Below are 22731 nucleotides of genomic sequence, written 5' to 3' on the forward strand. Positions count from 1 at the left end.
GGCCGAGCATATTTTTTATATAAGTTCACAACTACTATACAATTGTTAACCAGCTACTGTCATTGTATTTTATTAACGCAGTATTTACTAAATCCTTTTTCAAATCAATTTGATTATTTTGTATTGCTAATTCAATAGCATATTTGTATAAACGAAAATCATCTCTACCATTATCAATAGCAAATATAGCATATTCTAATGCATCTTTATTTTCATTTTCCCTTATAAATTCTTGTATTACATTCAAAAATGCCTGGTCATCAAATTTTTCTAAACTACCCATTTCCTGATAAAACGATACTGCAATTTCCTTAAATTGGTACCGATATAGCATATGACCAATTGTTAGATTGATAGATTCGTCATAATAATCCTTTAACGGTATCAAAGACTCAAATAAAGCAAATTGTTTATATTGGATAGCTTTTTCCATTAAGTTCAGTAAATAGGCAGGATCCTTCACTGCAACATTTTTTGAATTGCCTCGCAATAAATTCACGTACATTTTTTCCTCTTGATTATCTAAATGCTGATATATTTTTTCAAGAAGATTGGTATCATTCATTTGTAATCCTACTAATATCAAATCTTGAAGATCTAGTTGCTTTTTACTTATCACTGTTTCCAATTCATGCATAGATTTAGATTTTAGTTGATCATATACATATTCCACATGACCATCGACTAATTCAGCTTTTAATCGGAGATTTTCAACATCCTCTAGTAAAGATAAATCATTAATAAACGTTTTCGCAAAATCAGCTTGATTATTATTCAATAAAACAAAAATAATTGTTTGCAGAATAAAACTTTGTTTGTCCCAGCCATGCTTTTTAACAAAGCTTGTAATCTCTTTCGAGTTATGAAATTTTAATAAAATACGAATCATTCTCGCAATCATTTCAAGATTCGTTTGATTGAAAGCAAGCGCCTGTGAATATTGTAAAAATGCAGCCTCATAATCCTCTTGGCTCTCGTAAATATATCCTAGCAATCGATGCGGTATAAATTCTAAACTATCAATACTAATTAAATACTGTTGATACTTATCTTTATTATTTAGTAAGTAAAGCAATTCATTTTTCGCATCTTCGTATCGGTGCTGAAGTACATAAATATTGGATTTTAGACAGATAAATTCAGGTGATCTTGGATATAACTGCCCAGCATCAGCAATAACCGCTAAGCCTTCTGAAAAACGATTGAGTTGTGTTAAACAGTTAATGATTTGAATAATATTATTCGGAACCCAAGAATAGGCAATATTTCCCTTTTTTTGAAAAGCTTTTGTATAGGCGTCTAATGCTTCTTCTAACTTTCCAACTGCTTTATACTCATTGCCTAAATTATAGTAGTCATACCCTGATTCTCCAGATTTGCTTATTTCAACATGAAGAATCTCTGTATTTCTTTTGTTTTTATCTTTCGCTTTTATTGTGGAATTTAAATAGCCTGAGTGGTATATATTCAATGGGGAAATTGCAGATTCTAATTTATCACCATTTGTTTTCCCTAGCTGTTCATGAATGTCCCGATAATATTTGATATGGCCATTATTTTTATAAATTCGCGAATGGTAATGCTGAACTATATTTTCTCCGTAACTGCCTGTGAAATTAATAATTTTTACAGAATAGGACTCAATTGGACTATTAGAAACTTCATTTTCCCTCAATTGTTTAATAGTTTCTTTTAAATTATCTCCATCTACATATTCATCGGCATCAAGAGCCAAAATCCATTGTCCGCTTGCATATTGTTGGGCAAAATTTCGTGCTTCAGAAAAACTTCCAGTCCAAGTGAAATCATAAACGTGATTTGTATATTTTCTGGCAATATCCTTTGATGCATCGGTAGAACCAGTATCAATTATAATTATTTCATCAACGATTCCATTCACCGAATCCAAACATCTAGCCAAAACCTTTTCTTCATTCTTAACAATCATACATAGTGATAAACATTTCTGCATATTCTTTGTCACAATCCTTTAATTTGATAAAAAAGGATATCGTGAATAATCACGATACCTTTTTTTATTATGATTATTGAAGTAATTGTAAAACTCCTTGCGGTTGTTGATTTGCTTGAGCTAGCATTGCTTGAGAAGCTTGAGCAAGAATGGAGTTCTTCGTTTGCTCCATCATTTCTTTCGCCATGTCAACGTCACGAATACGAGATTCTGCAGCTGTTAGGTTTTCAGAAGATGTACTTAAGTTATTGATTGTATGCTCTAAACGATTTTGTACAGCACCTAATTTTGAGCGTTGAGTAGAAACCGTTTCAATAGCAGCGTCTATTGAACCAATTGCTGTTGAACTCGAAATGTCAAGTGTAGCTGAACCTAATATTGTAGAAGCATCCATTGTTCCAATTTGAACAGAAATTGATTGACCAGCATTAGCACCGATTTGAAGTGTTACTGTACCATCACTACCTGCAGAACCATTTAAAAGTTTTCCTTTGTTAAATTCTGTATCAGAAGAGATTCTAGTAATTTCTTCTGCAAGCTGATCTGCTTCTGCTTGAAGTTTTTCCACATCAGTACTTGTATTTGTTTCATTTCCAGCTTGAACGGAAAGTTCACGCATACGTTGTAAAATAGAATGTGTTTCGTTTAAAGCACCTTCAGCTGTTTGAATTAAAGAGATACCGTCTTGAGCATTTTTTGCTCCCATATCTAAACCTTTAATTTGAGAACGCATTTTTTCAGAGATTGCTAGACCAGCTGCATCGTCTGCTGCACGATTAATACGTAAGCCAGAAGATAATTTCTCCATTGATTTTGCTTGTGCATTGTTTGCACCAGTTAAGTTACGGTGTGCACCAAGTGCAGTAATATTGTGATTAATTCTCATTATAAATTTCCTCCTTGAATGTGGTTGTCCACGTCCTTGTGGACCAAAAGTTTATATATCGGTAAAGAAGTCGGCCGCCTTCTTCGCCTTTACATTCCTTATATCGACAAAAAACGAAAGGTGTTTAGCCTTTCGTTAAAATTTTTTTATTTATTTTGTGATTTTTTTAGTAAGTCGATTAAGCTTGGTGCAGTTGTTGCTGCCTCTTTATTAGACTCTTGCATTTGTTCAAAGATTTCCTTCCGATAAATTTCTACATTTTTCGGAGCTTCTATCCCAATTTTCACTTGGTCGCCTTTAACAGAAACAATTTTTATTTCAATTCCATCGCCGATTTGAATCGATTCCCCCGTTTTTCTTGTTAAGACTAACATCGAATCACCCCTTCACCGCTGCAGGATTAGTGAATAACCGATGCTTCGTCGTATATGACGGATTATTTAATATTACCTGCTTCGCCTGTCGATTTTTCGAATGGATGATAATCGGTCCCTGGAGATTTGCGGTTGTATTTTCAAAAGGATCGTGTAAGGTAAGAATTGTCCATACTTTAACATCTGTTGGCTTTTGAATAGCAAGCTGATCCACTGTTGCATCATCCAGCGTAAAATCATAGGACTTAAAAAATACAAAGGGATCTGTAACAATAAATGCAAGTTCTGCTGTACGAACGGATTGCATCACATAATAAATACTACCATCGGTTAAAGGCAAAAAAATAAATTCCTTTTCCTCTAAAAAACCAGGAATACCATTTTCAAAGCATATGATTTCTTTATCTTCAATAGAAATTTCACCAAAATATTTTGTTTGTAATTTCATCGTGCCACCTACTAAGTAAATAATTTTTGTTTATATATATGGATTGAAATTGTTAGCATGAAAATATTTAAATGGTCATTTAAAAAGAAGAGGCTGGGACAAAAGTATTTTTATGTAAGAGAATCCGAACAAAGTTAAGTAGGTAAATTCGCTCCGGAAATATACTTCGCTTTCCGCGGGCATGGCCTTAGCCTCCTCCTTTCGCTACGCTTCGTGCGGGGTCTTCGGCTCATGCTTTTCCTGCAGGAGTCTACGTATATTTCCTCCGCTATCCGAATTATTGTTCGTCTTACATTTAAACATCAATTGTTATGTCCCAGCCTCACTTTAAAAAGTCCATTAACGTAGTTTGGATTAGTTTGGCACCTACAGATAATGATGCTTGATGGACTGTTTGTTGAGTGGTTAAATCGATTAGCACCTTTTCCAAATCGACATCTTCGTTTTTCGAAAGCAAATCAGTTGCCATCACTTCATGGTTTTCTAGTCTATTTTCAAACAAATCCACGCGAAGTTGTTTCGCGCCTATTTTAGATTGTTCCTTAGAAAACTGTTCTAGTATGCCATCAATTTCATCAAGATAATTCCCGATGTCATCTTCTGATTTACTCGGATCATTCAAGTCATTAATTAAATTCGTCAACACACTGGAACTGTCATCTGCTAAAATCGTTCCAAATAATTCTTCACCATTCGTATTCACAGTCACCTGTGTACCTTGGAATATTTCAATATTAATAGAGCCTTCGGAAAATGTTCCGTCTGGTTTGACACTAGTGTTAGAGCCATTAAAAATATATTTCCCATTTACTTGTGCATTTCCTAGGTCTTTTAAATGATTCTTCAATTCGCTCATTTCATTTGCAATAGCTTCTCGATCCGCTCCTAGTGCTGTACCGTTAGCCCCTTCTACTGTAAGCTCACGAATTCGATTTAATACATCGATGCCTTCATTTATCGTTGTTTCCGTAGTAGACAGCCAATTATTAACTTCTCCAATATTACGTTCATATTGCTCTAGCTGATTAATGGAGGAGTTGTAGTTCAGGCTAAGAACAGCTGCCATTGGATTATCGGATGGTCTAGAAAATTGCTTTTGCGAATTTACTGTTTCTTGAAGCTTATTCATTTTGTTATAGCTACTATTTATATTTCTTGTCATATTATTGGAAATCATCGATTGAGTAACGCGCATTAGTATCCCTCCTAAGCGGGTAAGCTTCATTTATCATAAGCGATTGTTTCATGAGTCTATAGAAAGAATATAGTCCGCAGACTGCATACACTCTACATTCCTTCATATTACCTTCCGAGCCCATTAATAATCGTATCAAGCATTTCGTCGATTACGCTGACCATTCTCGCGGATGCGTTGTATGCGTGTTGAAACATTACTAAGTTCGCCATTTCTTCGTCTAATGATACACCATTCACGGATTGACGATTATTATTGGCTAACTCGGTAAGCGTTTGGGCTGTTTGCAGATTACTATTTGCCCCTTGTACTTTAACACCAATATCACCAATAATACTAGAATAATAACTAGAAATATTCCCCTTTTGCATGTTGGCAGGTAAGGAAGCATTGGTAACATACTCGGAAAAATTCTTTGTTTGGAGATTTGTCAGCTTGACTGCATTTTCATTATTACTGAAATCTTCACTACTAGCCGTTCCACTAGCAACTGCTAATAAACTTGGATTATTTAAAATATCACTATTAACTTTTATAACCTTGGCTGCCGGCTGACCTGTTTCCCCAAGCTCAAAAAAGGCCAAGCCAGTTTCCCCGTTTAATCCAAATCCTTGCTCATGAACCGCATTAAATTCATTTGCAAAGGCAGATGCTAGATTGTTCAATTTCTCTAGAATTTCCGGAATCTGTCCACTAACACCATCTGCTGTCTGATAGCCATAGCTTTCGATTAGGCCCCCGAGCTCACCGGAAAAATTCATATTCGTAATTTGGCTTTCTCCTACATTCAAATGTGTTATCGGACTAGTTAAGGAATTCGTTTCCCCGTTCTCTCCAGAAACACTTACAGTATTGGCAATTGAATTCCCCGTCGTACGATCGACTTGAATTAACGTTGCCTGTGGAGAATACGAAGCACCATTGTCCTGGACTATTTCAATTTGGTATAGCCCTTCTGCACCAGTCGTTTTCTTCGCATAATTGTTCGGGACAACACTCGTAACTTTTATATCAACGATGCTAGATAAATTATCTACTAGTACATCACGTTGATCATATAAGTTATTTGGTAACTGTCCTGTTGTTTCTACCTTTGCAATTTGGTCATTTAATTGATCAATTTGAGAAACGAGACTATTTATTTGATCAACCTTACTAGTAATTTGCTTGCCGATATCTTCCTGCACAGTTGAGATCGAATGGTAGTAGTAATTAATCGTCTCGGCCACCATTTGACCATTTGCCGCAACTACTTGGCGTACCCCTAAATTATCTGGATTTGTCGTTAAATCCTGCATGGAGCTCCAAAATTTGTCCATTACACTATTTAAGCCGTTCCCTTGCGTATCATTTAATATATTTTCAACTTGAGAAAGCGAGGAACTAAGTGAATTATAGTAACCAAGCTGCCCATTTTCCTGTCGATACTCGGCATCCAGAAATTGATCACGCACTCGTTGAATGGATTGTACCTCTACTCCTGTTCCAATTTGCGATTGATTCATACCACCAACAGTTAAAGGCTGGGTCTGTACTGTATTTACTTTTTGTCGCGTATATCCGGCAGTATTGGCATTTGCGACATTATTACCATTAGTTGTGAGCGCGGCATTTTGTGCATTCAATCCTCGTTTTGCCGTTTCCAATCCATGAAAAGTTGAGATCATGAGGATGCCTCCAATTCGTTAATGATTTTATCAAGCATATTTCAAACCGTTCAATTATGCTTGAGAATTAAATACAGAAGTTGATCCATTAGCCGGTCTTTGCTGTTGTTTTCCATATGGTGGAGCATACGTCCCTGCGCCTTGTTTTGGTCGTAATAGATTCAAGGAAAAATTTACGAATTTTAACGATTGATAGATTAATTGTTCATTCAAGTCGTTCTGTTTCTTTGTGTTTTCCAATATTGATACTAATTCCTGATGAAGCTCTATCAGTTTTATTTTTTCTTCCCCTTCAGCTAATGCAATACAGTCACGTATGGTTCGATGTTGACTAGAATTTGGAAAAATTACTGCAATGGCTTTGAGCCGTTCTTTTTCCATCATCGTAATCGCTGCCGCATGCGACTGTTCATCTTTCAGCATTTGGTTCAGCGCATGAATATCACCATTTTTAATTATCTCTACTTTTTCTACTGCAAGCTGGTAGAGGCTTGTATGTAGTTGTCGTTGTTTTTCTAAAATCTTGATTAATGCTGCGAATGTCATTGCGCTCACCTTTCTAACGATTGCCTTCCATTACGTTTTGCAAAGATTACTATTGGTAGTAAAAGTTCCTTACTTATTTTTTACATGATAATTGTAAACACTAACGGCAATTTGTTGTGGATTTAGATCATAGCTTCCTTTTTCTACACTTGCCTTAATGGCTGCGATTTTTTCTTGGCGACTTGGCTCAATTGGTTGCTGTTGCTGAAGCTTTATTGCTTCTGAAGAAATTTCAATTTTGTCCGTTGCTTTTCCTGTTTTTGTTTGGAAGCTTTCCATCTTTTGCATTTCACGCTGATATGGATTGACACTCGAGGTTCCAAAATTATTAATTTTCATCTTTCATACCTCACTTTCCAACGTACATTTCCTTACCCTTTATATCGGTCAAATCGAGTAGATGTTTAATTTTTTTTCTCCGGAAAAGTGTCGCTCCATTTGAGGACAAAAAAACAGTGATACTTCTTCGAAAAAAAGTATCACTGTTCAATGCTATTATCCTTTAGAATAGAAGGTTCCTTCTACTTTTTTCTGGTTGCTTACTTTTGCTAGCTCTGCTAGACCTTCTTTCATTTCGGTTAAACATTCTTCACATAATTTACCAGAACGAATTTCTTTTCCACAGTTTTCACACGGATAGGTAATATTTGGGGAATTAAATACTTGAATTCGTCCTTTTCGAATAAACTTGTAGATTAAATCTTCTTCTACACCCGTTCGTTCTGACATTTCGATTAAGGAAGCAGATTTATTATTTTTGTCTGCTAAAAACTCTTTTACTTTTTTGAATGCTTCTTCTTCTTCTTGAAAGCAATTATTACATAATTCGCGAGTTGCAATCTTCACAAAAAGCTCGCCACATTTTTCACAGTTGGCTAAATTCATATTTTCACCTCAATTTGATGTTTGTTTTATCCTTTATGCAAAGCTTTATCATCGATGGTTTATTTTTTCATCATTTTTCGTCAAAATCCTTTATCATTCTTATTATACTAGTTTTCTATTAATATTTGTAAAATTTTTACTTAAATTATGAAATTATTTTTTGCTATCCTCTAGCGACTGTAACGGATTGGACGCGAGCCGCTCCAGCTGCTTTCAATACATAAGCTGCATGGCGAAGTGTGGATCCTGTAGTATAAATATCATCAATTAGTAGAATATATTTTCCGTCGATGGCAGGGCTTTGCGAGGCAATACGGAAAATCTGTTCGAGATCCATTCTTTCTGCTCTTGTTTTCTTAGATTGCTTTTCTGTATGTACCCTCGTTAGTAGATTCGTCGTGTGGAATCCTGCAGCTTTACCGATTGCTTCCGCTTGATTAAATCCCCTCTCATATAGTCGTTCTTTGCTTAACGGAATTGGAACAAGATAATCAAAGGAGTGCTTTACGATTAAAGGTTTAATTTGTTCGGCAATGTATTGAACAAGTAGATAATCACCACGATATTTGAAACGTGCAATCACCTCTGCCATAAAGTCATTATACACAAATAAGGAGCTGTTTTGATTTAGTACATGTTTCCATTTCCTATTTGATTCCCAGCGAAGACAATCATTGCATAAATCATCATGCTGGAATTGTTCCGCTATTTGCTCCATCGGCCGACAGCAGATTCGACAAGTTGCACCATTAATTCTTTCGAAACGATTTTTACATGATTCACAAAGCAGTTTTTTCTCTGGTCCGAGAAAAAAACTTCCCCAATCAATTTGTGGTGCAATTTCTCCATCACAATATAGACAATATTCCTTTATGAATAATTGCATATGTTCCCCCCTGCTCCCTATATTTAGTACTTGCTTAACAAATCAATCAACTAATCCCCTTTTTCTCGCTTCTTTATTCATCCGTAATAGCTGGGCTCGCGCGCGTATCATTGCATTTGTTTTTCCGTAATGAAAAAAGCTGACATCTCCTGTTGGATCGTTTTGGCTTCTACCGACACGGCCAGCAATTTGGACAAGTGCACTTTCCGTAAAGGTGTCGTCTTCTGCTCCTAAGACAGCTACATCGAGATTCGGAATCGTAACCCCCCGTTCTAATATTGTTGTCGTCAGCAACAGCGGAATTTTGCCGTTGCGCATTTGTTGGACTTTTTCTTTTCGGTTAGGATCTTCCGAATGTACTGCCTGTATATCTGGGTGATATTGTTGAAAAAGGGGGAGGGACTGCTCCATTAATTGAATATGTGGAAAAAATACGAAGGATTGCTTACCAGTTTTCAGACGTTGCAATACCCATTGCAGTAATTTCTTTGGAATCCGTCCTTTTTTTAGAGACTTTTTCCAATTACCACACCATACAAATTTCGGAATCGGTAATTCGTGGCGGTGAAATCTTGCGGGTAAAATATAATGATTTCTCTTTCGCTGTGCACACTCCCTTTGCCATTCAATGCTAGGGGTCGCTGTTAAAAAAACTTCCGTTCCGCCTTGCTTTCTAGCTTTGGCAGCTGCGTTTTGAAGCATCCTATCGGCAGTGAATGGAAATGCATCTACTTCATCGATGATCATGACATCGAATGCTTCCTTAAACCGTAATAATTGGTGTGTAGTCGTAATAACAATCGGTGCAAATAGATGGCGTTCTTCACTCCCTCCAAATAAAGAAGCAATCGGAACAGTTGGAAAAACTTGGCGCATCCGCGGTGTTAGTTCCAAAACAACATCGGTACGTGGGGTTGCAATTGCGACACGTTTTCCTAAAGTAAGTGCCGCTTGCATGCCATAGAAAAGCATCTCTGTTTTTCCTGCACCACATACAGCCCAAACAAGGAGATCTCCATTCGATTCCACTGCTTCCCGAATTTTTTCTGCTGCTTCTTTCTGTGCAATAGATAATGTACCTTCCCATGCCAATGCATTTGGAAAACGAAAGGCCGGCTCAGGTCCTGACCATGTCAATAATGGTGTACATTGGCTTACTCGTCCCATCATCAGGCATTTCCGACAATAGGAGCATTGCTTCTGGCATCTCGCACATGCAAAGGAACCAAATAGTCGCTGTTCATCATTTCCGCATCGTTGACACTGATATTTGTTGTCATGAAATACAATGCCAGGCAGATAGCGTACATAGCCATGGAGTACATGCTCATGAATGATCGCTAAAGCAAAAGGGATTTCTTCTAATAATAATTGCCTTCCCGATAAAAATAGTTGGAGCTCTTTTACATACGGATAATGCGAATCGACTGGATAATCTGGAATGCTTGCGATATCCGAAATCCGCTGTAGTTCCACTCCAGCTTTGTCCTCTAGCAACGCACTAGGAGTCAAGCGATTTTCTTTAGCTAAAAATAACAAAATAATACCTCCTTGCTTTGGAATTAATAAAAAAAGGAAAGGTGTAATAGGTAGGACTAACAACGAATTAATGGATAGGATTTTGAAAAGAAATGCTCCCCTTTTAGGGGAAGAGGTATAGGAAAAGAGGCTTAATTATACAATAGAAACTTCTACCGTGATAATCAAGCCCCAAATAAAAAAATAGGAAAAATATAAATAAATAAGTTCGTTTAATAGTATTGCCTTTTCATTATTTCTTCATCCAACCAAGTCCCATCGCACCTTCTCCAAGATGTGTGCCGATTACAGGACCGAAATAACTAATTCGAAACTCAACATTTGGAAACTGTGGCTCCAGTTCCGCCTTCCATTCTAATGCCGCTTCCTCATCGTTTCCACTAATAATGACTGCACGATAAGGAATACCTTTCGCTGCATCCTCCGCTAGAAGTTCGACAATTCGATTCATTGCTCTTTTTCGTGTCCGAATTTTTTCAAACGGAACAATAACCTTATCTGCAAAGTGAAGAAGTGGTTTCACTTGAAGCAAGCCACCAATTAATGCTTGGGCACCAGATAAACGGCCACCACGATGTAAATTTGTTAAGTCATCTACCATGAAATACGCTCTTGTTGTTTCCTTCAGCTCATCTAAGCGCGCAATAATTTCCTTTGGTTCTTTTCCAGCTAAAGCCATTTTTGCTGCCTCTTCTGCATAAAACCCTTGCACCATACAGCTTATTTCTGAATCATAGGCGAACACTTGAATGTCTTCCACCATATTACCAGCAGTAATTGCTCCTTGATAGGTGCCGCTAATTCCACTGGATAAATGGATGCTAATGACTGCATCATATTCCTTCGATAATTTTTCAAATAGCTGTACGAACATACCAATCGATGGTTGGGTTGTCGTTGGTAGCTCTTTACTTTCCTTCATTTTTTCGTAAAAATCACTTGCTGTAATTTCTACTTCTTCTTTATATGTTTCATTATCAAATACGACACTGAGAGGAATCATGTGGATGTTAAGCCTCTCGAGCACCTCTTTCGGGAGATATGCCGTACTATCGGTTACGACCGCAGTTTTCATGTAAAAACCTACCTTCTTTTATTTTTTCTAAAACGTCCTTTTTCCAAATACATGACAACAGGGATACAGAGTTTGTGCTTGTTCGAGAATCTTGTAAGTTTTTTATCCATTCTCCATTTTAGAGAATAGCGAACAGATTGTCTATCGATTCCTTCTCGGTACCATTACTTTGCAGTGGATGACTTTCTTGTCCAATGTAGACTTGCATTCTTGTTGTTACTTTAGTTTACGATTCAGCTAACAAAAATATTTGCAAAAATAAAAAGCTCATTTTAAAAGATATTACAATTTTTAATGATAATCTTTTAAAAAGAGCCTCTATTAATTTTATATATTCTACAAAACAACGAAGAATCCTTGGTATATAACTGATTAACTTACCTCTACCCAGCCTTTTTTAATAGCCTCCACAACCGCCTGTGTACGGTCTATGCAATTCATTTTTTGCAAAATATTACTTACATGGTTTTTCACTGTTTTTTCACTTATGTACAATGTTTCTCCAATTTTTTTATTACTTTTTCCTTCGGCTAATAGTTGGAGTACTTCACATTCTCTTCTTGTTAACAAATGGTATGGTCGACGGATTTCCATTGTTCTCCCATAAATACCATTTTCCTGATTAGAGGCAGATTCAGCCAACCTCCGGAACTCTTGTACAAGATTATGGGTAACTTTTGGATGTAAATAGGATCCTCCATCTGCTACTACTTTAACCGCTTCTATTAATGATTCCACATCCATTTCCTTTAACAAATAGCCACTTGCCCCTGTTTGTAATGCATGGGAAACATAATTTTCGTCATCGTGAATCGATAAAATAATGACCTTTGTACTTGGATATACTTGAATGAGTTGTCTTGTTGCCTCTACCCCATTCATATGAGGCATATTGATATCCATAATAACAACGTCTGGCTTACATTTTTTCACTAAATTTAATGCTTCGCCTCCATCGCTGCCTTCTCCGACTACCTCAAATGATTTTTCAAATTCTAAAATCCGTTTAATACCTTCTCTATATAATTGATGGTCATCAATAATCAATATTTTTGTTTTCATAATATTCCCCTCCTAGTCTCTTTCTCCAACCTTTTGTTCGATTGTAAAGATGCCATTTGAGTACCAGTAAATTGGAACTGGTACTCACCCCTCCTATAATGGTATCGAAATAATTACTGTTGTTCCACGGCCAGGCTTCGAATCAACGGTTAATGCTCCGTCAAGTAATTCTACTCTTTCCTTCATGCCAAGTAATCCGAATGATCCTTCTTTTCGTTGCGATTGATCAAAGCCAATGCCATCATCCTTTATTAAAGCTGTAATCCGATTTTTCATCATTTCTAGCTTTACTTGAATGGTATTCGCATTTGCGTGCTTCATTGCGTTTTGCACAGACTCTTGAATCATACGGAATAATGCAACCTCCATTTTGGAAGCAATCCGCCGATCTTCGCCAATATAAACAAACATAATTTTCGCTGTTTGATAATAATCCTCAATCGTTTGTAAATATTTTTTCAGTGTCGGTACAAGGCCAAGGTCATCTAATGTCATAGGACGCAAATCATAAATTATATGACGGACCTCGTACAGTGCATCACGAACCGATTTTTTTAATTGCCTAATTTCCAAAAGTGCTGCATCGATTCCATCTTGTTCATAAATCTTTTCAATTAAATCGGAGCGCATCATAACATTTGCCAGCATTTGCGCGGGACCATCATGAATTTCACGTGAAATATGCTTTCTCTCTTCTTCTTGGGCTTCAATAATTTTCAAACCAAATTCTTGTTTTTCTTTTGCATCCTTTATAAATTCATAGACATCTTTTAAATCGCCCGTTAAGTAATTTAACACAACAGATACTTGTGTAACGAGCTGATCTGCACGATCAATGGTTTCCTGTAAGCCAATCAACTTCCGTTCCAAATCATCTCGTTTATCCCGGAGCTGCTTCTCAATTTGTCTCGTCATCGTTAGCTTCATTTGTAGGTTATGGGCATTTTCATAGGCATGGCGAACTTCTTCCTCTGTATACCGATTAAAATACATGCTAACCTCAGAAAGCCGCTTTCTTGCAACCCGGACATCAGACTCTAGTCGATCTCCTTCATCTATTATATTGTCCACCATTTCTTTTACTTTATTTAGCTCTTCTATCGTACGCTGAAGATCATTACGACAGCTCTCACTAATTTTATAAATTTCATCTTTGCTTTTGCCAACCGTTGCGACCATATTTTCTAAAATCTCATCAAGGACTTTCACATCAAAAGATTTTATTGCCATAATCTACCTCCAAAAGGTTAAAACACAGAATCGCTCCGCTTACTCTCTACTAAAGAACATAAAATACGGAAATAAAGGTTATATGAGTTCGTTTGTTTTTACATTGATAAGAAAGTAAACAGCTTCTCTTGTCATTCATTTGGTTAGATAGTCCTTGTTTGATTTACAAATAATATTTTAGCTCGAAAAGCACTATTAGACTATCTAATACACAAGAAAAAATTACCAATTGTAAAAAAATCGTTATTTAGTATGAGATATTAAAAGGAAGGTTTGGGTCTTTTTACCTATAAAATTGACATCCAGATTAATCCGTTTGCTCAGCAGTTCATTCTGCGCATTTCAAAAACTAATGATTTTTGGAAAATATCATGGATTACCATTGTTCCGTAGCTTTAGAATTGAGATGAATAGTTACTTATTATAATACCACGTTTATTATTAGGGAAAACATCCTTTTTACAAACTGGTATTATTTTTCTTTCCTTACAGCGAAATGTGGCGACCGTAATATTTTTGGTAATTTTTGTAGATTAATGGAAAACGGAGATGAATCATTGCGATATCTGTCGATTACAATTATAATATGGTGAGTATATTTACTGATTTTGAAGGGAGCGATTTCTGTGCGAACGAACTATAAAACGGTAAAAGGTTTCGGTGAACACGAAATCGTTATTCAAAAATCTCGATTTATTGCTCATATAAAACGAGTGGAATCAGAGCAAGAAGCACAGGAATTTATTCAGCAAATAAAGAAACAACATTATAACGCAACCCATAATTGTTCTGCCTATTTAATTGGCGAGCATGACCAAATTCAAAAAGCGAATGATGATGGGGAACCAAGCGGTACTGCTGGAGTACCTATGCTAGAGGTTTTGAAAAAAAGAAATGTGAAGGATAGTGTAGTTGTCGTTACACGCTATTTCGGCGGCATCAAGCTCGGTGCTGGGGGGTTAATTCGCGCTTACGGAAAAGCAACCTCCGAAGGATTAACCGCTGTTGGACTTGTAGAACGAAAATTAATGCGTGTGATGCATACAACGATTGACTATACATGGCTTGGAAAAGTAGAAAATGAGCTCCGTTCCTCTATTTACCAAGTCAAAGACATTCATTATTTAGAAAAAGTAGAGATCGAAACATATGTTGAATTTAGTAAGGAAAATGCATTTTGCGATTGGCTGACGGAATGTACAAATGGTCAGGCTGACATTCGTGAGGGCGATACGGTTTATTTAGAAATCGATGTAGAAGAATAAGAGTAACTAGAATACTAGTTTTATTCATTTCGTATAAATATAAAAAAAGCAGATTCATTGTTCATAAGTTAGGAAAAAAGGAGATTATATATATGGAAATAAATTCACGTGCCCAAAAGCGCAAGAAACGTAAAAAGCGTAAAAAATGGGTATGGTTTCTCACTCCCATTGCACTATTGCTTGCTGTTGCATTAGTCTTTGGCTTTCATTTAACAAGTAAGATTGCAGATATGACGAATGCAGCCTTTAAACAATTAGACCGTGGCGATAGCTCGGCAAAACGGGTAAATGCTGTTTATCCAGGAAAAGATAATTTTTCTGTATTATTTATTGGTGTTGACGAACGGAAAGGTCAAACAAAGAGTCGTTCAGATGTACTTGTGCTTGCTACTTTTAATAAAAATGATGATTCCATTAAATTAGTAAGTATTCCACGGGACTCTTACGTAAATATTCCAGATCATGGACAAGATAAAATAACCCATGCACATTATTTTGGCGGAGTGGATTTAGCAGTTTCTACTGTGGAAGAATTATTTGATGTTCCAGTCGATTTTTATGTAAAATTAAATTTTGATGCATTTATTGATGTAGTAGACGCACTTGGTGGTGTAACAGTTGACGTTCCATTTACATTCTCTGAGATGGACAGTAATGATACGAAAAATGCCATCACACTTGAAGAAGGTACACAAACATTAAGTGGAGAAGAAGCCCTTGCATTTGTTCGTATGCGCAAACAGGATCCACTAGGTGATATTGGTCGTGGCGAACGACAAAAACAAGTAATTACTGCGATTGTTAAAAAGAGTGCTAGCCTATCATCCATTACAAAATATGATGATGTGTTAGATGGTATTGGCGAGAACATGACAACAAATTTAACATTCCAAAATATAGTTGCCCTTCATCCATATGCAAAATCAATCAGCGCGATTGATTCCTATGCATTAGAAGGCGACAACAGCAGAATTAATGGCATTTATTACTACCAATTAAGAGAAGAATCCGTTAACGAAATTTCGCAAATGTTAAAAGAGCATTTAGAGATTGATTAATATGTCTTTATTAAACACACTGCCACAATGGCGCTCTGTTGAATCCATTTATGATTCACTTGCACATGTAGGCGGTGTGTTTTTTTGTAATGGAGGGAATATTCATTCCTTAAGGTTTTGGTTGGGACTGTATCTTTGATCGAAGTTATGAAGGCGATTCTACTCTTGTTTTTTGGAGATTTCCTTTTGATGGTGGGTATCTAACGGATTTTATCCTTCTTTTTTGGGTGATTTCCTTTTGATGGCGGGTATCTAACCGATTTTGCTCTTCTTTTTTCGGCGATTTCCTTCTGATGGTGGGTATCTAACCGATTTTGCTCTTCTTTTTCGGGCGATTTCCTTTTGATGGTGGGTATCTAACCGATTTTGCTCTTCTTTTTTCGGCGATTTCCTTTTGATGGTGGGTATCTAACGGACTTGGTGCTGGTTTTTCGCGCGATTTCCTTTTGATCATGGTTATCTAACGGTTTTTGCTCTTCTTTTTCGGATGATTTCCTTTTGATCAAGGTCATCTAACGGTTTTTACCCTTTCTTTTTTCGGTGTTTTCCTTTTGATGGTGGGTATCTAACCGATTTTGCTCTTCTTTTTTCGGCGATTTCCTTTTGATGGTGGATATCTAACGGATTTCGTGCTGGTTTTTCGGGCGATTTCCTTTTGATCGTGGTTATCTAACGGTTTTTGCTCTTCTTTTTCGGATGATTTCCTTTTGATCAAGGTTATCTAACGGTTTTTACCCTTCTTTTTTCGGCGATTTCCTTTTGATGGCGGGTATCTAACGGATTTCGTGCTGGTTTTTCGTGCGTTTTCCTTTTGATGATGGTTATCTAACGGTTTTTGCTCTTCTTTTTCGGATGATTTCCTTTTGATGGTGGGTATCTAACGGTTTTTACCCTTCTTTTTCGGGTGTTTTCCTTTTGATGATGGTTATCAAACGGTTTTTGCTCTTCTTCTTTGTACAATTTCCTTGTGATCGTGGGTATCAAACGGTTTTAACATTAGATTTTTTGTTGAAATCCAATAGAATGAAGTAATAGAACAAAAAAACTGTCCTAAATCCATCGGTTCCCCAATGAATTCAGGACAGTTTCTTCATTAACGATTTCTCGTAATACTATAACGGATATTTTCTATTAGCCGTAGGATTGGTTTATATTGTTCCCCAATTAATCCAATCTTTTCAATCATCAATTCGATCAGCAATAGGACGATCGTGATTAACAAAATGGAACCCCATAGGGTAGTCATCGAGAAAATAAACGCAAACATAGCAAACATTGCACTAATGGAATAAATTAAAATAACGGTTTGGCGATGGGAAAATCCTAATTTTAATAAGCAATGATGCAAATGTGCTTTGTCTGGCGCAAAGAATGGTTTCTTGTTAACAATTCGCCGAATAATCGCGAATATCGTATCAGATAACGGTACACCTAAAATTAATATCGGAACAATAAATGAGATAAAGGTAATGTTTTTAAAGCCTAAAAGCGATAAAACCGCAATCATAAAGCCTAAAAATAATGCCCCCGTATCTCCCATAAAGATTTTAGCTGGATGAAAGTTATATGGTAAAAATCCAAGAATACTACCAACTAATAATACGGCAATGGTTAATACATAAATATCATTCATAATAAATGCCATCCCTGCGATTGCAATTAAAGCAATTGCAGATACACCAGCGGATAAGCCATCTAATCCGTCGATTAAATTAATAGCATTTGTGACACCGATAATCCATAGAAAGGTAATTGGAATACTTAAAAATCCAAAATCTAATACGCCACCGAATGGCAAGTTTATGTAGCCTACTTGAACATCTCCGAAGAAAATGACAATCCCTGCGGCAACTAATTGGCCAATAAATTTAGTACTAGCACGAATTTCGTATTTATCATCGATAATGCCGATTACGATAATCACTAAGCTTCCTAATAGAAGCGAATAATGCACTACGTGATCCGGACTAACGGCAAGCACACCAATAAGAAAACTGATAAAAATTGCTAATCCACCAAGTAAAGGAAGATCTCTCGAATGGACTTTCCGTTCATTTGGTTTATCCACGATTCCTAATTTTTTCGATAGTTTTATGATAAATGGCGTTATGATAAATGATACAAGAAAAGTCAATATCACATACACATATAGCATGAGGAGAATCCTCCTTAATATTCTGTTTTAAATATAGCGTCATTAAAATATACAGTTTGAATTTATTGTAGCAAATTTACAAATTAATACAAGCTAAATCCATTAGATCTGTTAGTTTTTTCCCATTGATACACTACATTAGACGAAATGGGCTACATTTAAGTTGCATAGTTATTTTTATTTTTTCAAAAAAACCTGATCTACAACTTTTTGTGCCGATGTTCCATTTTCCCATTGGCAAAACTTCTGATAAAATGCCTCGAAATTTGCTACTGGAAGAAAACCATTATCCTTTATTCGTTTAATTTCCTCGATGACTGCATCGGTTGTTTTCACTAATGGTCCAGGCGCTTTGCTTTCAAAATCGAAATAAAAACCACGTAATCGCTCTCGATAATCATCAATATCATATACGTAAAATATCATAGGTCGTTTTAAATTAGCGTAGTCAAAAAATACAGAGGAATAATCTGTAATTAATAAATCGGATAATAAATATAACTCACGAATATCCTCATGATTAGAAAAATCATAAACAAAGCCTTCGTACTCCTTAAGGTCCAAATTCTCGGCAATTAAATAATGCAAGCGTAAAATAATACAATACTCCTCACCTAATTGTTCCTTCATCCGACCGAAATCAAGCTCTAAATCAAATTTGTACTTCCCTACGGAATAAAACTGATCATCTCGCCATGTTGGTGCATACAGGATAATTTTTTTATCTAATGGCAAGCCATATTGTTTCTTAAAATTAACTACTGTCTTTTCAGTATTTGCATTATATAAAAAATCATTCCGCGGATATCCAGATTCAATCATTTCTTTATTAAATTGAAAGGCACGTCGAAAAATTTCAGTAGAATAAGCATTTGGTGATATTAAATAATCCCAGTTACTTGATTCCTTTAAAAAATTTTCCTTGTACTTATCTGTATCTGTTCCTGGCATATGGACCTCATCCATATCTGCTGCAAGTCTTTTTAATGGTGTTCCATGCCAAGTCTGTAAATAAATCGTATGTCTAGGCTTTGGTATCCACAATGGCATGCGGCTATTAGTTACCCAATATTTCGCCAGTGCCATTAAAAATAACCATTTAATCGAAAAACGAGGAACAATTGTTACATCCTTCTCTTTAAAATTATCTACAAAACGCGGATCAATACTCCAATACATTTTATATTCCGGATGATGCTCCTTTAAGTATTCATAAATAGCCCGTGGGTTGCATGAATATTGCTTGCCAAGGTAGCTTTCAAACATAATAATTTTTGAATTGGCAGGCAAACAGCCTACGATTTGAAATACCCATTTATACAGGATGATTGGCGCTTTTTTTAGCTTTTTTATTATTTTTTTCATTGTATTATTCTCAGCTGAGTTCATAATCGAAAAAACTGCCTCCTAATTCACATATCTCAACATAAAAAAACTGCCCTGCCATTTGAAGAACTGCTACTAACCATTACATTTGGGCACGATACTATCTTATCACAAGTTCTATACATACTTCTGCCCTATTGTATTTCATTTTATTTAAAATCGGGTTACAAAGCATCAAAAGTAAAGGTTAGGATATCCTATTAACAGGGAAACAGACTTCCCTACAGGCAATAAAAAAATGCTGTCAAGTATGTACGGACATAGCCATTACTACCTGACAACATTACATAGAAATATTTTGGCCAACAGGAACTTCTGTTTTGCGTTGTGCATTATTCGCTACAGATAAATATTGAACAAGATTTTGGCTAGAATGGCCATTTGAATATTGGTTCCATTTCACACGGAACTCTTTTACTTTTTCCATATCAAATGCATTGTTTTTAATCGTTGCTGCAATTTCCTTCGTCGTTTGAACGATTGGTCCTGGAACCATTTTTTCATAGCTTTCCCAAAGCCCACGACCTTCATTATATTGGTCCAAATCATATGGAAAGAAAATCATTGGTTTTTCTAGCAACGAAAATTCAAATGGGATTGATGAATAATCGGTTACTAAATAGTCCACAACTAATAACAATTCATTGATACTTGGATATTTCGAAAAATCATATACAAAATCTTGATATTTGCTCATATCTAAATCCATTTGTACAGAAGGATGTAAACGAATCATTAATACATGGTCTTCTTTTAAATTCTCATACATTTCCTCAATATTAATTGCTAAGTTTTGATTCATGCCATCTTCACGATAGGTTGGTGCATAAAGAACAATCTTTTTATCTCGTAATTGTGGATAATTTTTATAAAATGTATCCATAATTTCTACTTGTTTTGTTTTGTCAAAGAAAAAGTCTGTTCTAGGAATACCAATAGGTAAAATATTTTCGGCAGGTAATTGAAATGCCTCTTGAAAAATATCTCCAAATCTATCAGAACCTACTACTACTTTATGAAACTGTGAATATACTTTTGCAAAACGACGATTAGCTCTTTCGGAACGAAATTGAATAGAGTTATCTTTCATACCAAATGTTTTGATTGCACCTGCAGCATGCCAAATTTGAATACATTCTACCGCTTTTTTAAAGCGAATAGCAGCAAGAAATCCATAATAATTATCGACAATGACATTTCGAGAGGTTGCTAAATGGTAGATAGAAAGAATCATATGCCAAACATTCAACGTTTCAAATACATATACAGAACCGTCAACTTTTCCTTTTACAGAAGGATAGCTACGTTTTGTACAAAGGAAAACAATTTTGCTGGAGAAGTTAGCACGTTGCATTTCTTCATAAATAGCCAAATTATTTTCCTTAAAAGATACAACAAATGTTAATTTATTTTGTAGTGGGAGGATCTTGAAAATGGAAAAGAGAATAGAAAAAATGAACAAATAAACTTCGACAGCTAGCTCTCTAACCATTGTTCGCATTACCAATCTCCTCCTTTATTTGTGTAGTTGAAATACCAATTGTTCGTGGTAAATAAATTACTGTACAATATTCCTCTAAGTAATCAAATTTACCCTTCCAATCATCCCCCATGACAAAAATATCGACATCATGGTTTTTAATATCCTCGATTTTTTGATCCCATGAGCACTCTGGAATAACTTCGTCAACATAACGAACCGATTCCAGTACAATTTTCCGGTTTTCAAAGGAATGAAAGGATTTTTTATTTTTTTGTTCATTAAATTCATCAGTTGATAAAGCAACGATTAAATAATCACCTAAGTCTTTTGCGCGCTTCAATAAATTAATATGTCCCCAATGAAGCAAGTCAAATGTTCCGTAAGTAATTACCTTTTTCATGGTATCATCGCTCCTTCATTTATTAATATTAAGTGTTCGTAAAGATTTTGTAAACCGATTTATCTATACAATTGTGGTATTCAATGGAAATGAAATGGTGCAATTAATATTGCTTTAACATGGAATAATTTGGAATTCCATTGGTAGTTTTGAAAGTAATTTAACCTTTAGTATATCCAAAGAAAAAGAACAAGCTAGTATAAAATTTTGGTAAAGGAATGTAAAGAAATAATGAAATTCATTTCTATTGATGTTTACGAATTTACCTAGAAGAAAATAGAAAAGGGTAGGTTTATCCTATAAAATCAAGTATAATAAACAGTGTGGAATATTTAGATATTCCGTTAAATTAGAATATTTATAACTTTTTAATAGAAACCTTAACTAACGGAAAGAAAATATTGTGGAGGTGTATTTTTTTGCAAAAGGTTTTGAAGGTTATCATGATACTTCTCTTTGTTTCCGGTCTAGGACTTGTTGGATATTCGGTTTACCAAATAACCGATGGTGCGAATAAAGTCCAAGAGAAGACTGCTGAGGCTAAAGATTTAATTAATGAAGCTGGATACAATTCCAAAGGGCAGCCGAAAGATGTTGATTGGAGTAAAATTGATGTGGATAGCCTATCCTTTGATAAAGGGGAAACGATGGGTATTCTATATGTTCCTAAGCTAGATAAAGAAATTCCAATCGTAGAAGGAACCGATCCAGACGAATTAGAACTAGGAGTAGGTCATTACACTGGTACTGCTCTTCCATTACAAAAAGATCAAATTGTCCTATCTGGACATCGTGATACCGTATTTCGTAACTTTGACCAATTAAAAATAGGTGATTCATTTGTCGTACAGCTACCTTATGGATCGTTTGAATACAAAATTTATGAGACAGAAATAGTGTCTGCAGATGATACAACGGTTATTCGTTCAACCGCACCCGATGAAATTTTAACCGTTACGACATGTTATCCATTTTATTTTCTTGGGAATGCACCAGACCGATTTATTTTTTACGCAAAACCAGTTTATGAGAACTAAAACATTAGAGGGGCTATCCAATTCTGTTGGATAGTTTTTTTATTTTATTATTTGAAAATATGCGTGTATTTTTCTCTTCCGTCCATCTTACCGCTCTTCCACATTTTCATTATGTTTTCAATTGATACGACCAATCCTACCGATGTTATAGATTTTTTTACGATAAGTTTTCCCTTCGCGAC

General features: G+C 35.7%; 20 protein-coding genes and 1 pseudogene. 3 read left to right on the forward strand and 18 right to left on the reverse strand.

Features of this window, described 5'->3' with window-relative positions; translation table 11 throughout:
- Positions 1 to 34: 34 nt before the first annotated feature.
- The 14 genes from OEV98_RS05375 to OEV98_RS05440 form a co-directional block, all read right to left on the reverse strand.
- The gene (locus OEV98_RS05375) at positions 35 to 1972 is read right to left on the reverse strand and encodes a tetratricopeptide repeat-containing glycosyltransferase family 2 protein (protein WP_317633785.1); all 1938 of its coding nucleotides are present in this window, start codon (positions 1970 to 1972) and stop codon (positions 35 to 37) included.
- 73 nt (positions 1973 to 2045) lie between these two features.
- Positions 2046 to 2858 carry a flagellin N-terminal helical domain-containing protein gene (locus tag OEV98_RS05380; protein ID WP_263072188.1) on the reverse strand — a complete coding sequence of 271 codons (813 nt, stop codon included), beginning with the start codon at positions 2856 to 2858 and terminating at the stop codon, positions 2046 to 2048.
- Positions 2859 to 3004: 146 nt separating this feature from the next.
- Entirely contained in the window at positions 3005 to 3232 is a 228-nt protein-coding gene (csrA, locus tag OEV98_RS05385; RefSeq protein ID WP_263072189.1) for a carbon storage regulator CsrA, read from the reverse strand.
- A 4-nt stretch (positions 3233 to 3236) separates the two neighbouring features.
- Positions 3237 to 3680 carry a flagellar assembly protein FliW gene (fliW, locus tag OEV98_RS05390; protein WP_263072190.1) on the reverse strand — a complete coding sequence of 148 codons (444 nt, stop codon included), beginning with the start codon at positions 3678 to 3680 and terminating at the stop codon, positions 3237 to 3239.
- Positions 3681 to 4002: 322 nt separating this feature from the next.
- Positions 4003 to 4875, reverse strand: coding sequence for a flagellar hook-associated protein FlgL (gene flgL / locus OEV98_RS05395; RefSeq protein ID WP_263072191.1), 873 nt, complete (start codon positions 4873 to 4875; stop codon positions 4003 to 4005).
- Between the two features lie 107 nt (positions 4876 to 4982).
- On the reverse strand, positions 4983 to 6542 hold the full coding sequence (gene flgK, locus OEV98_RS05400; RefSeq protein ID WP_263072192.1) for a flagellar hook-associated protein FlgK: 1560 nt from the start codon (positions 6540 to 6542) through the stop codon (positions 4983 to 4985).
- A gap of 54 nt (positions 6543 to 6596) precedes the next feature.
- Complete coding sequence (locus OEV98_RS05405; protein WP_263072193.1) at positions 6597 to 7088, reverse strand: flagellar protein FlgN; 492 nt, start codon at positions 7086 to 7088, stop codon at positions 6597 to 6599.
- A 69-nt stretch (positions 7089 to 7157) separates the two neighbouring features.
- Positions 7158 to 7427 carry a flagellar biosynthesis anti-sigma factor FlgM gene (gene flgM, locus OEV98_RS05410; protein WP_263072194.1) on the reverse strand — a complete coding sequence of 90 codons (270 nt, stop codon included), beginning with the start codon at positions 7425 to 7427 and terminating at the stop codon, positions 7158 to 7160.
- Positions 7428 to 7583: 156 nt separating this feature from the next.
- A complete protein-coding gene (locus OEV98_RS05415) occupies positions 7584 to 7973 on the reverse strand; it encodes a TIGR03826 family flagellar region protein (RefSeq protein WP_263072195.1) in 390 nt (129 codons plus the stop codon).
- Positions 7974 to 8136: 163 nt separating this feature from the next.
- Positions 8137 to 8859 carry a ComF family protein gene (locus OEV98_RS05420; RefSeq protein WP_263072196.1) on the reverse strand — a complete coding sequence of 241 codons (723 nt, stop codon included), beginning with the start codon at positions 8857 to 8859 and terminating at the stop codon, positions 8137 to 8139.
- Positions 8860 to 8901: 42 nt separating this feature from the next.
- On the reverse strand, positions 8902 to 10398 hold the full coding sequence (locus OEV98_RS05425; protein ID WP_317633786.1) for a DEAD/DEAH box helicase: 1497 nt from the start codon (positions 10396 to 10398) through the stop codon (positions 8902 to 8904).
- 232 nt (positions 10399 to 10630) lie between these two features.
- Entirely contained in the window at positions 10631 to 11473 is an 843-nt protein-coding gene (locus OEV98_RS05430) for a DegV family protein (RefSeq protein WP_263072197.1), read from the reverse strand.
- A gap of 372 nt (positions 11474 to 11845) precedes the next feature.
- On the reverse strand, positions 11846 to 12535 hold the full coding sequence (locus OEV98_RS05435; protein ID WP_263072198.1) for a response regulator: 690 nt from the start codon (positions 12533 to 12535) through the stop codon (positions 11846 to 11848).
- A 93-nt stretch (positions 12536 to 12628) separates the two neighbouring features.
- On the reverse strand, positions 12629 to 13765 hold the full coding sequence (locus tag OEV98_RS05440; RefSeq protein WP_263072199.1) for a sensor histidine kinase: 1137 nt from the start codon (positions 13763 to 13765) through the stop codon (positions 12629 to 12631).
- Between the two features lie 626 nt (positions 13766 to 14391).
- Here OEV98_RS05440 and OEV98_RS05445 point away from each other — a divergent pair.
- Both OEV98_RS05445 and OEV98_RS05450 read left to right on the forward strand, forming a co-directional pair.
- On the forward strand, positions 14392 to 15030 hold the full coding sequence (locus OEV98_RS05445) for a YigZ family protein (protein WP_263072200.1): 639 nt from the start codon (positions 14392 to 14394) through the stop codon (positions 15028 to 15030).
- A 92-nt stretch (positions 15031 to 15122) separates the two neighbouring features.
- Positions 15123 to 16088, forward strand: a complete 966-nt coding sequence (locus tag OEV98_RS05450) for an LCP family protein (RefSeq protein ID WP_263072201.1) — start codon at positions 15123 to 15125, stop codon at positions 16086 to 16088.
- Positions 16089 to 17181: 1093 nt separating this feature from the next.
- On the opposite strand, the gene OEV98_RS05455 is transcribed toward OEV98_RS05450, so the two are convergent.
- The 4 genes and pseudogenes from OEV98_RS05455 to tagD form a co-directional block, all read right to left on the reverse strand.
- Positions 17182 to 18243 carry a glycosyltransferase family 4 protein gene (locus tag OEV98_RS05455; protein WP_263072202.1) on the reverse strand — a complete coding sequence of 354 codons (1062 nt, stop codon included), beginning with the start codon at positions 18241 to 18243 and terminating at the stop codon, positions 17182 to 17184.
- A gap of 177 nt (positions 18244 to 18420) precedes the next feature.
- Positions 18421 to 19608, reverse strand: a pseudogene (locus OEV98_RS05460) (CDP-glycerol glycerophosphotransferase family protein); the annotation flags it as partial.
- 304 nt (positions 19609 to 19912) lie between these two features.
- Positions 19913 to 21130, reverse strand: coding sequence for a CDP-glycerol glycerophosphotransferase family protein (locus OEV98_RS05465; protein ID WP_317633787.1), 1218 nt, complete (start codon positions 21128 to 21130; stop codon positions 19913 to 19915).
- Positions 21114 to 21512 carry a glycerol-3-phosphate cytidylyltransferase gene (gene tagD, locus OEV98_RS05470; RefSeq protein WP_263072203.1) on the reverse strand — a complete coding sequence of 133 codons (399 nt, stop codon included), beginning with the start codon at positions 21510 to 21512 and terminating at the stop codon, positions 21114 to 21116. Before tagD ends, OEV98_RS05465 begins: the two co-directional genes overlap by 17 nt.
- Positions 21513 to 21931: 419 nt before the next feature.
- Between tagD and OEV98_RS05475 the strand changes: the two genes are divergently transcribed.
- The gene (locus OEV98_RS05475) at positions 21932 to 22549 is read left to right on the forward strand and encodes a class D sortase (RefSeq protein WP_263072204.1); all 618 of its coding nucleotides are present in this window, start codon (positions 21932 to 21934) and stop codon (positions 22547 to 22549) included.
- Positions 22550 to 22731 lie beyond the last annotated feature (182 nt).

Origin of the sequence: Perspicuibacillus lycopersici (genome assembly GCF_025660475.1) — a bacterium.
GTDB classification, from domain to species: domain Bacteria; phylum Bacillota; class Bacilli; order Bacillales; family Caldibacillaceae; genus Perspicuibacillus; species Perspicuibacillus lycopersici.

Excerpts from the sequence above, each read along its gene's own strand:
- OEV98_RS05375 (WP_317633785.1), bottom strand. The coding sequence starts at position 1,972 with ATGCAGAAATGTTTATCACTATGTATGATTGTTAAGAATGAAGAAAAG.
- OEV98_RS05380 (WP_263072188.1), bottom strand. The coding sequence starts at position 2,858 with ATGAGAATTAATCACAATATTACTGCACTTGGTGCACACCGTAACTTA.
- csrA (WP_263072189.1), bottom strand. The coding sequence starts at position 3,232 with ATGTTAGTCTTAACAAGAAAAACGGGGGAATCGATTCAAATCGGCGAT.
- fliW (WP_263072190.1), bottom strand. The coding sequence starts at position 3,680 with ATGAAATTACAAACAAAATATTTTGGTGAAATTTCTATTGAAGATAAA.
- flgL (WP_263072191.1), bottom strand. The coding sequence starts at position 4,875 with ATGCGCGTTACTCAATCGATGATTTCCAATAATATGACAAGAAATATA.
- flgK (WP_263072192.1), bottom strand. The coding sequence starts at position 6,542 with ATGATCTCAACTTTTCATGGATTGGAAACGGCAAAACGAGGATTGAAT.
- OEV98_RS05405 (WP_263072193.1), bottom strand. The coding sequence starts at position 7,088 with ATGACATTCGCAGCATTAATCAAGATTTTAGAAAAACAACGACAACTA.
- flgM (WP_263072194.1), bottom strand. The coding sequence starts at position 7,427 with ATGAAAATTAATAATTTTGGAACCTCGAGTGTCAATCCATATCAGCGT.
- OEV98_RS05415 (WP_263072195.1), bottom strand. The coding sequence starts at position 7,973 with ATGAATTTAGCCAACTGTGAAAAATGTGGCGAGCTTTTTGTGAAGATT.
- OEV98_RS05420 (WP_263072196.1), bottom strand. The coding sequence starts at position 8,859 with ATGCAATTATTCATAAAGGAATATTGTCTATATTGTGATGGAGAAATT.
- OEV98_RS05430 (WP_263072197.1), bottom strand. The coding sequence starts at position 11,473 with ATGAAAACTGCGGTCGTAACCGATAGTACGGCATATCTCCCGAAAGAG.
- OEV98_RS05435 (WP_263072198.1), bottom strand. The coding sequence starts at position 12,535 with ATGAAAACAAAAATATTGATTATTGATGACCATCAATTATATAGAGAA.
- OEV98_RS05440 (WP_263072199.1), bottom strand. The coding sequence starts at position 13,765 with ATGGCAATAAAATCTTTTGATGTGAAAGTCCTTGATGAGATTTTAGAA.
- OEV98_RS05450 (WP_263072201.1), top strand. The coding sequence starts at position 15,123 with ATGGAAATAAATTCACGTGCCCAAAAGCGCAAGAAACGTAAAAAGCGT.
- OEV98_RS05455 (WP_263072202.1), bottom strand. The coding sequence starts at position 18,243 with ATGCTATATGTGTATGTGATATTGACTTTTCTTGTATCATTTATCATA.
- OEV98_RS05465 (WP_317633787.1), bottom strand. The coding sequence starts at position 21,130 with ATGCGAACAATGGTTAGAGAGCTAGCTGTCGAAGTTTATTTGTTCATT.
- tagD (WP_263072203.1), bottom strand. The coding sequence starts at position 21,512 with ATGAAAAAGGTAATTACTTACGGAACATTTGACTTGCTTCATTGGGGA.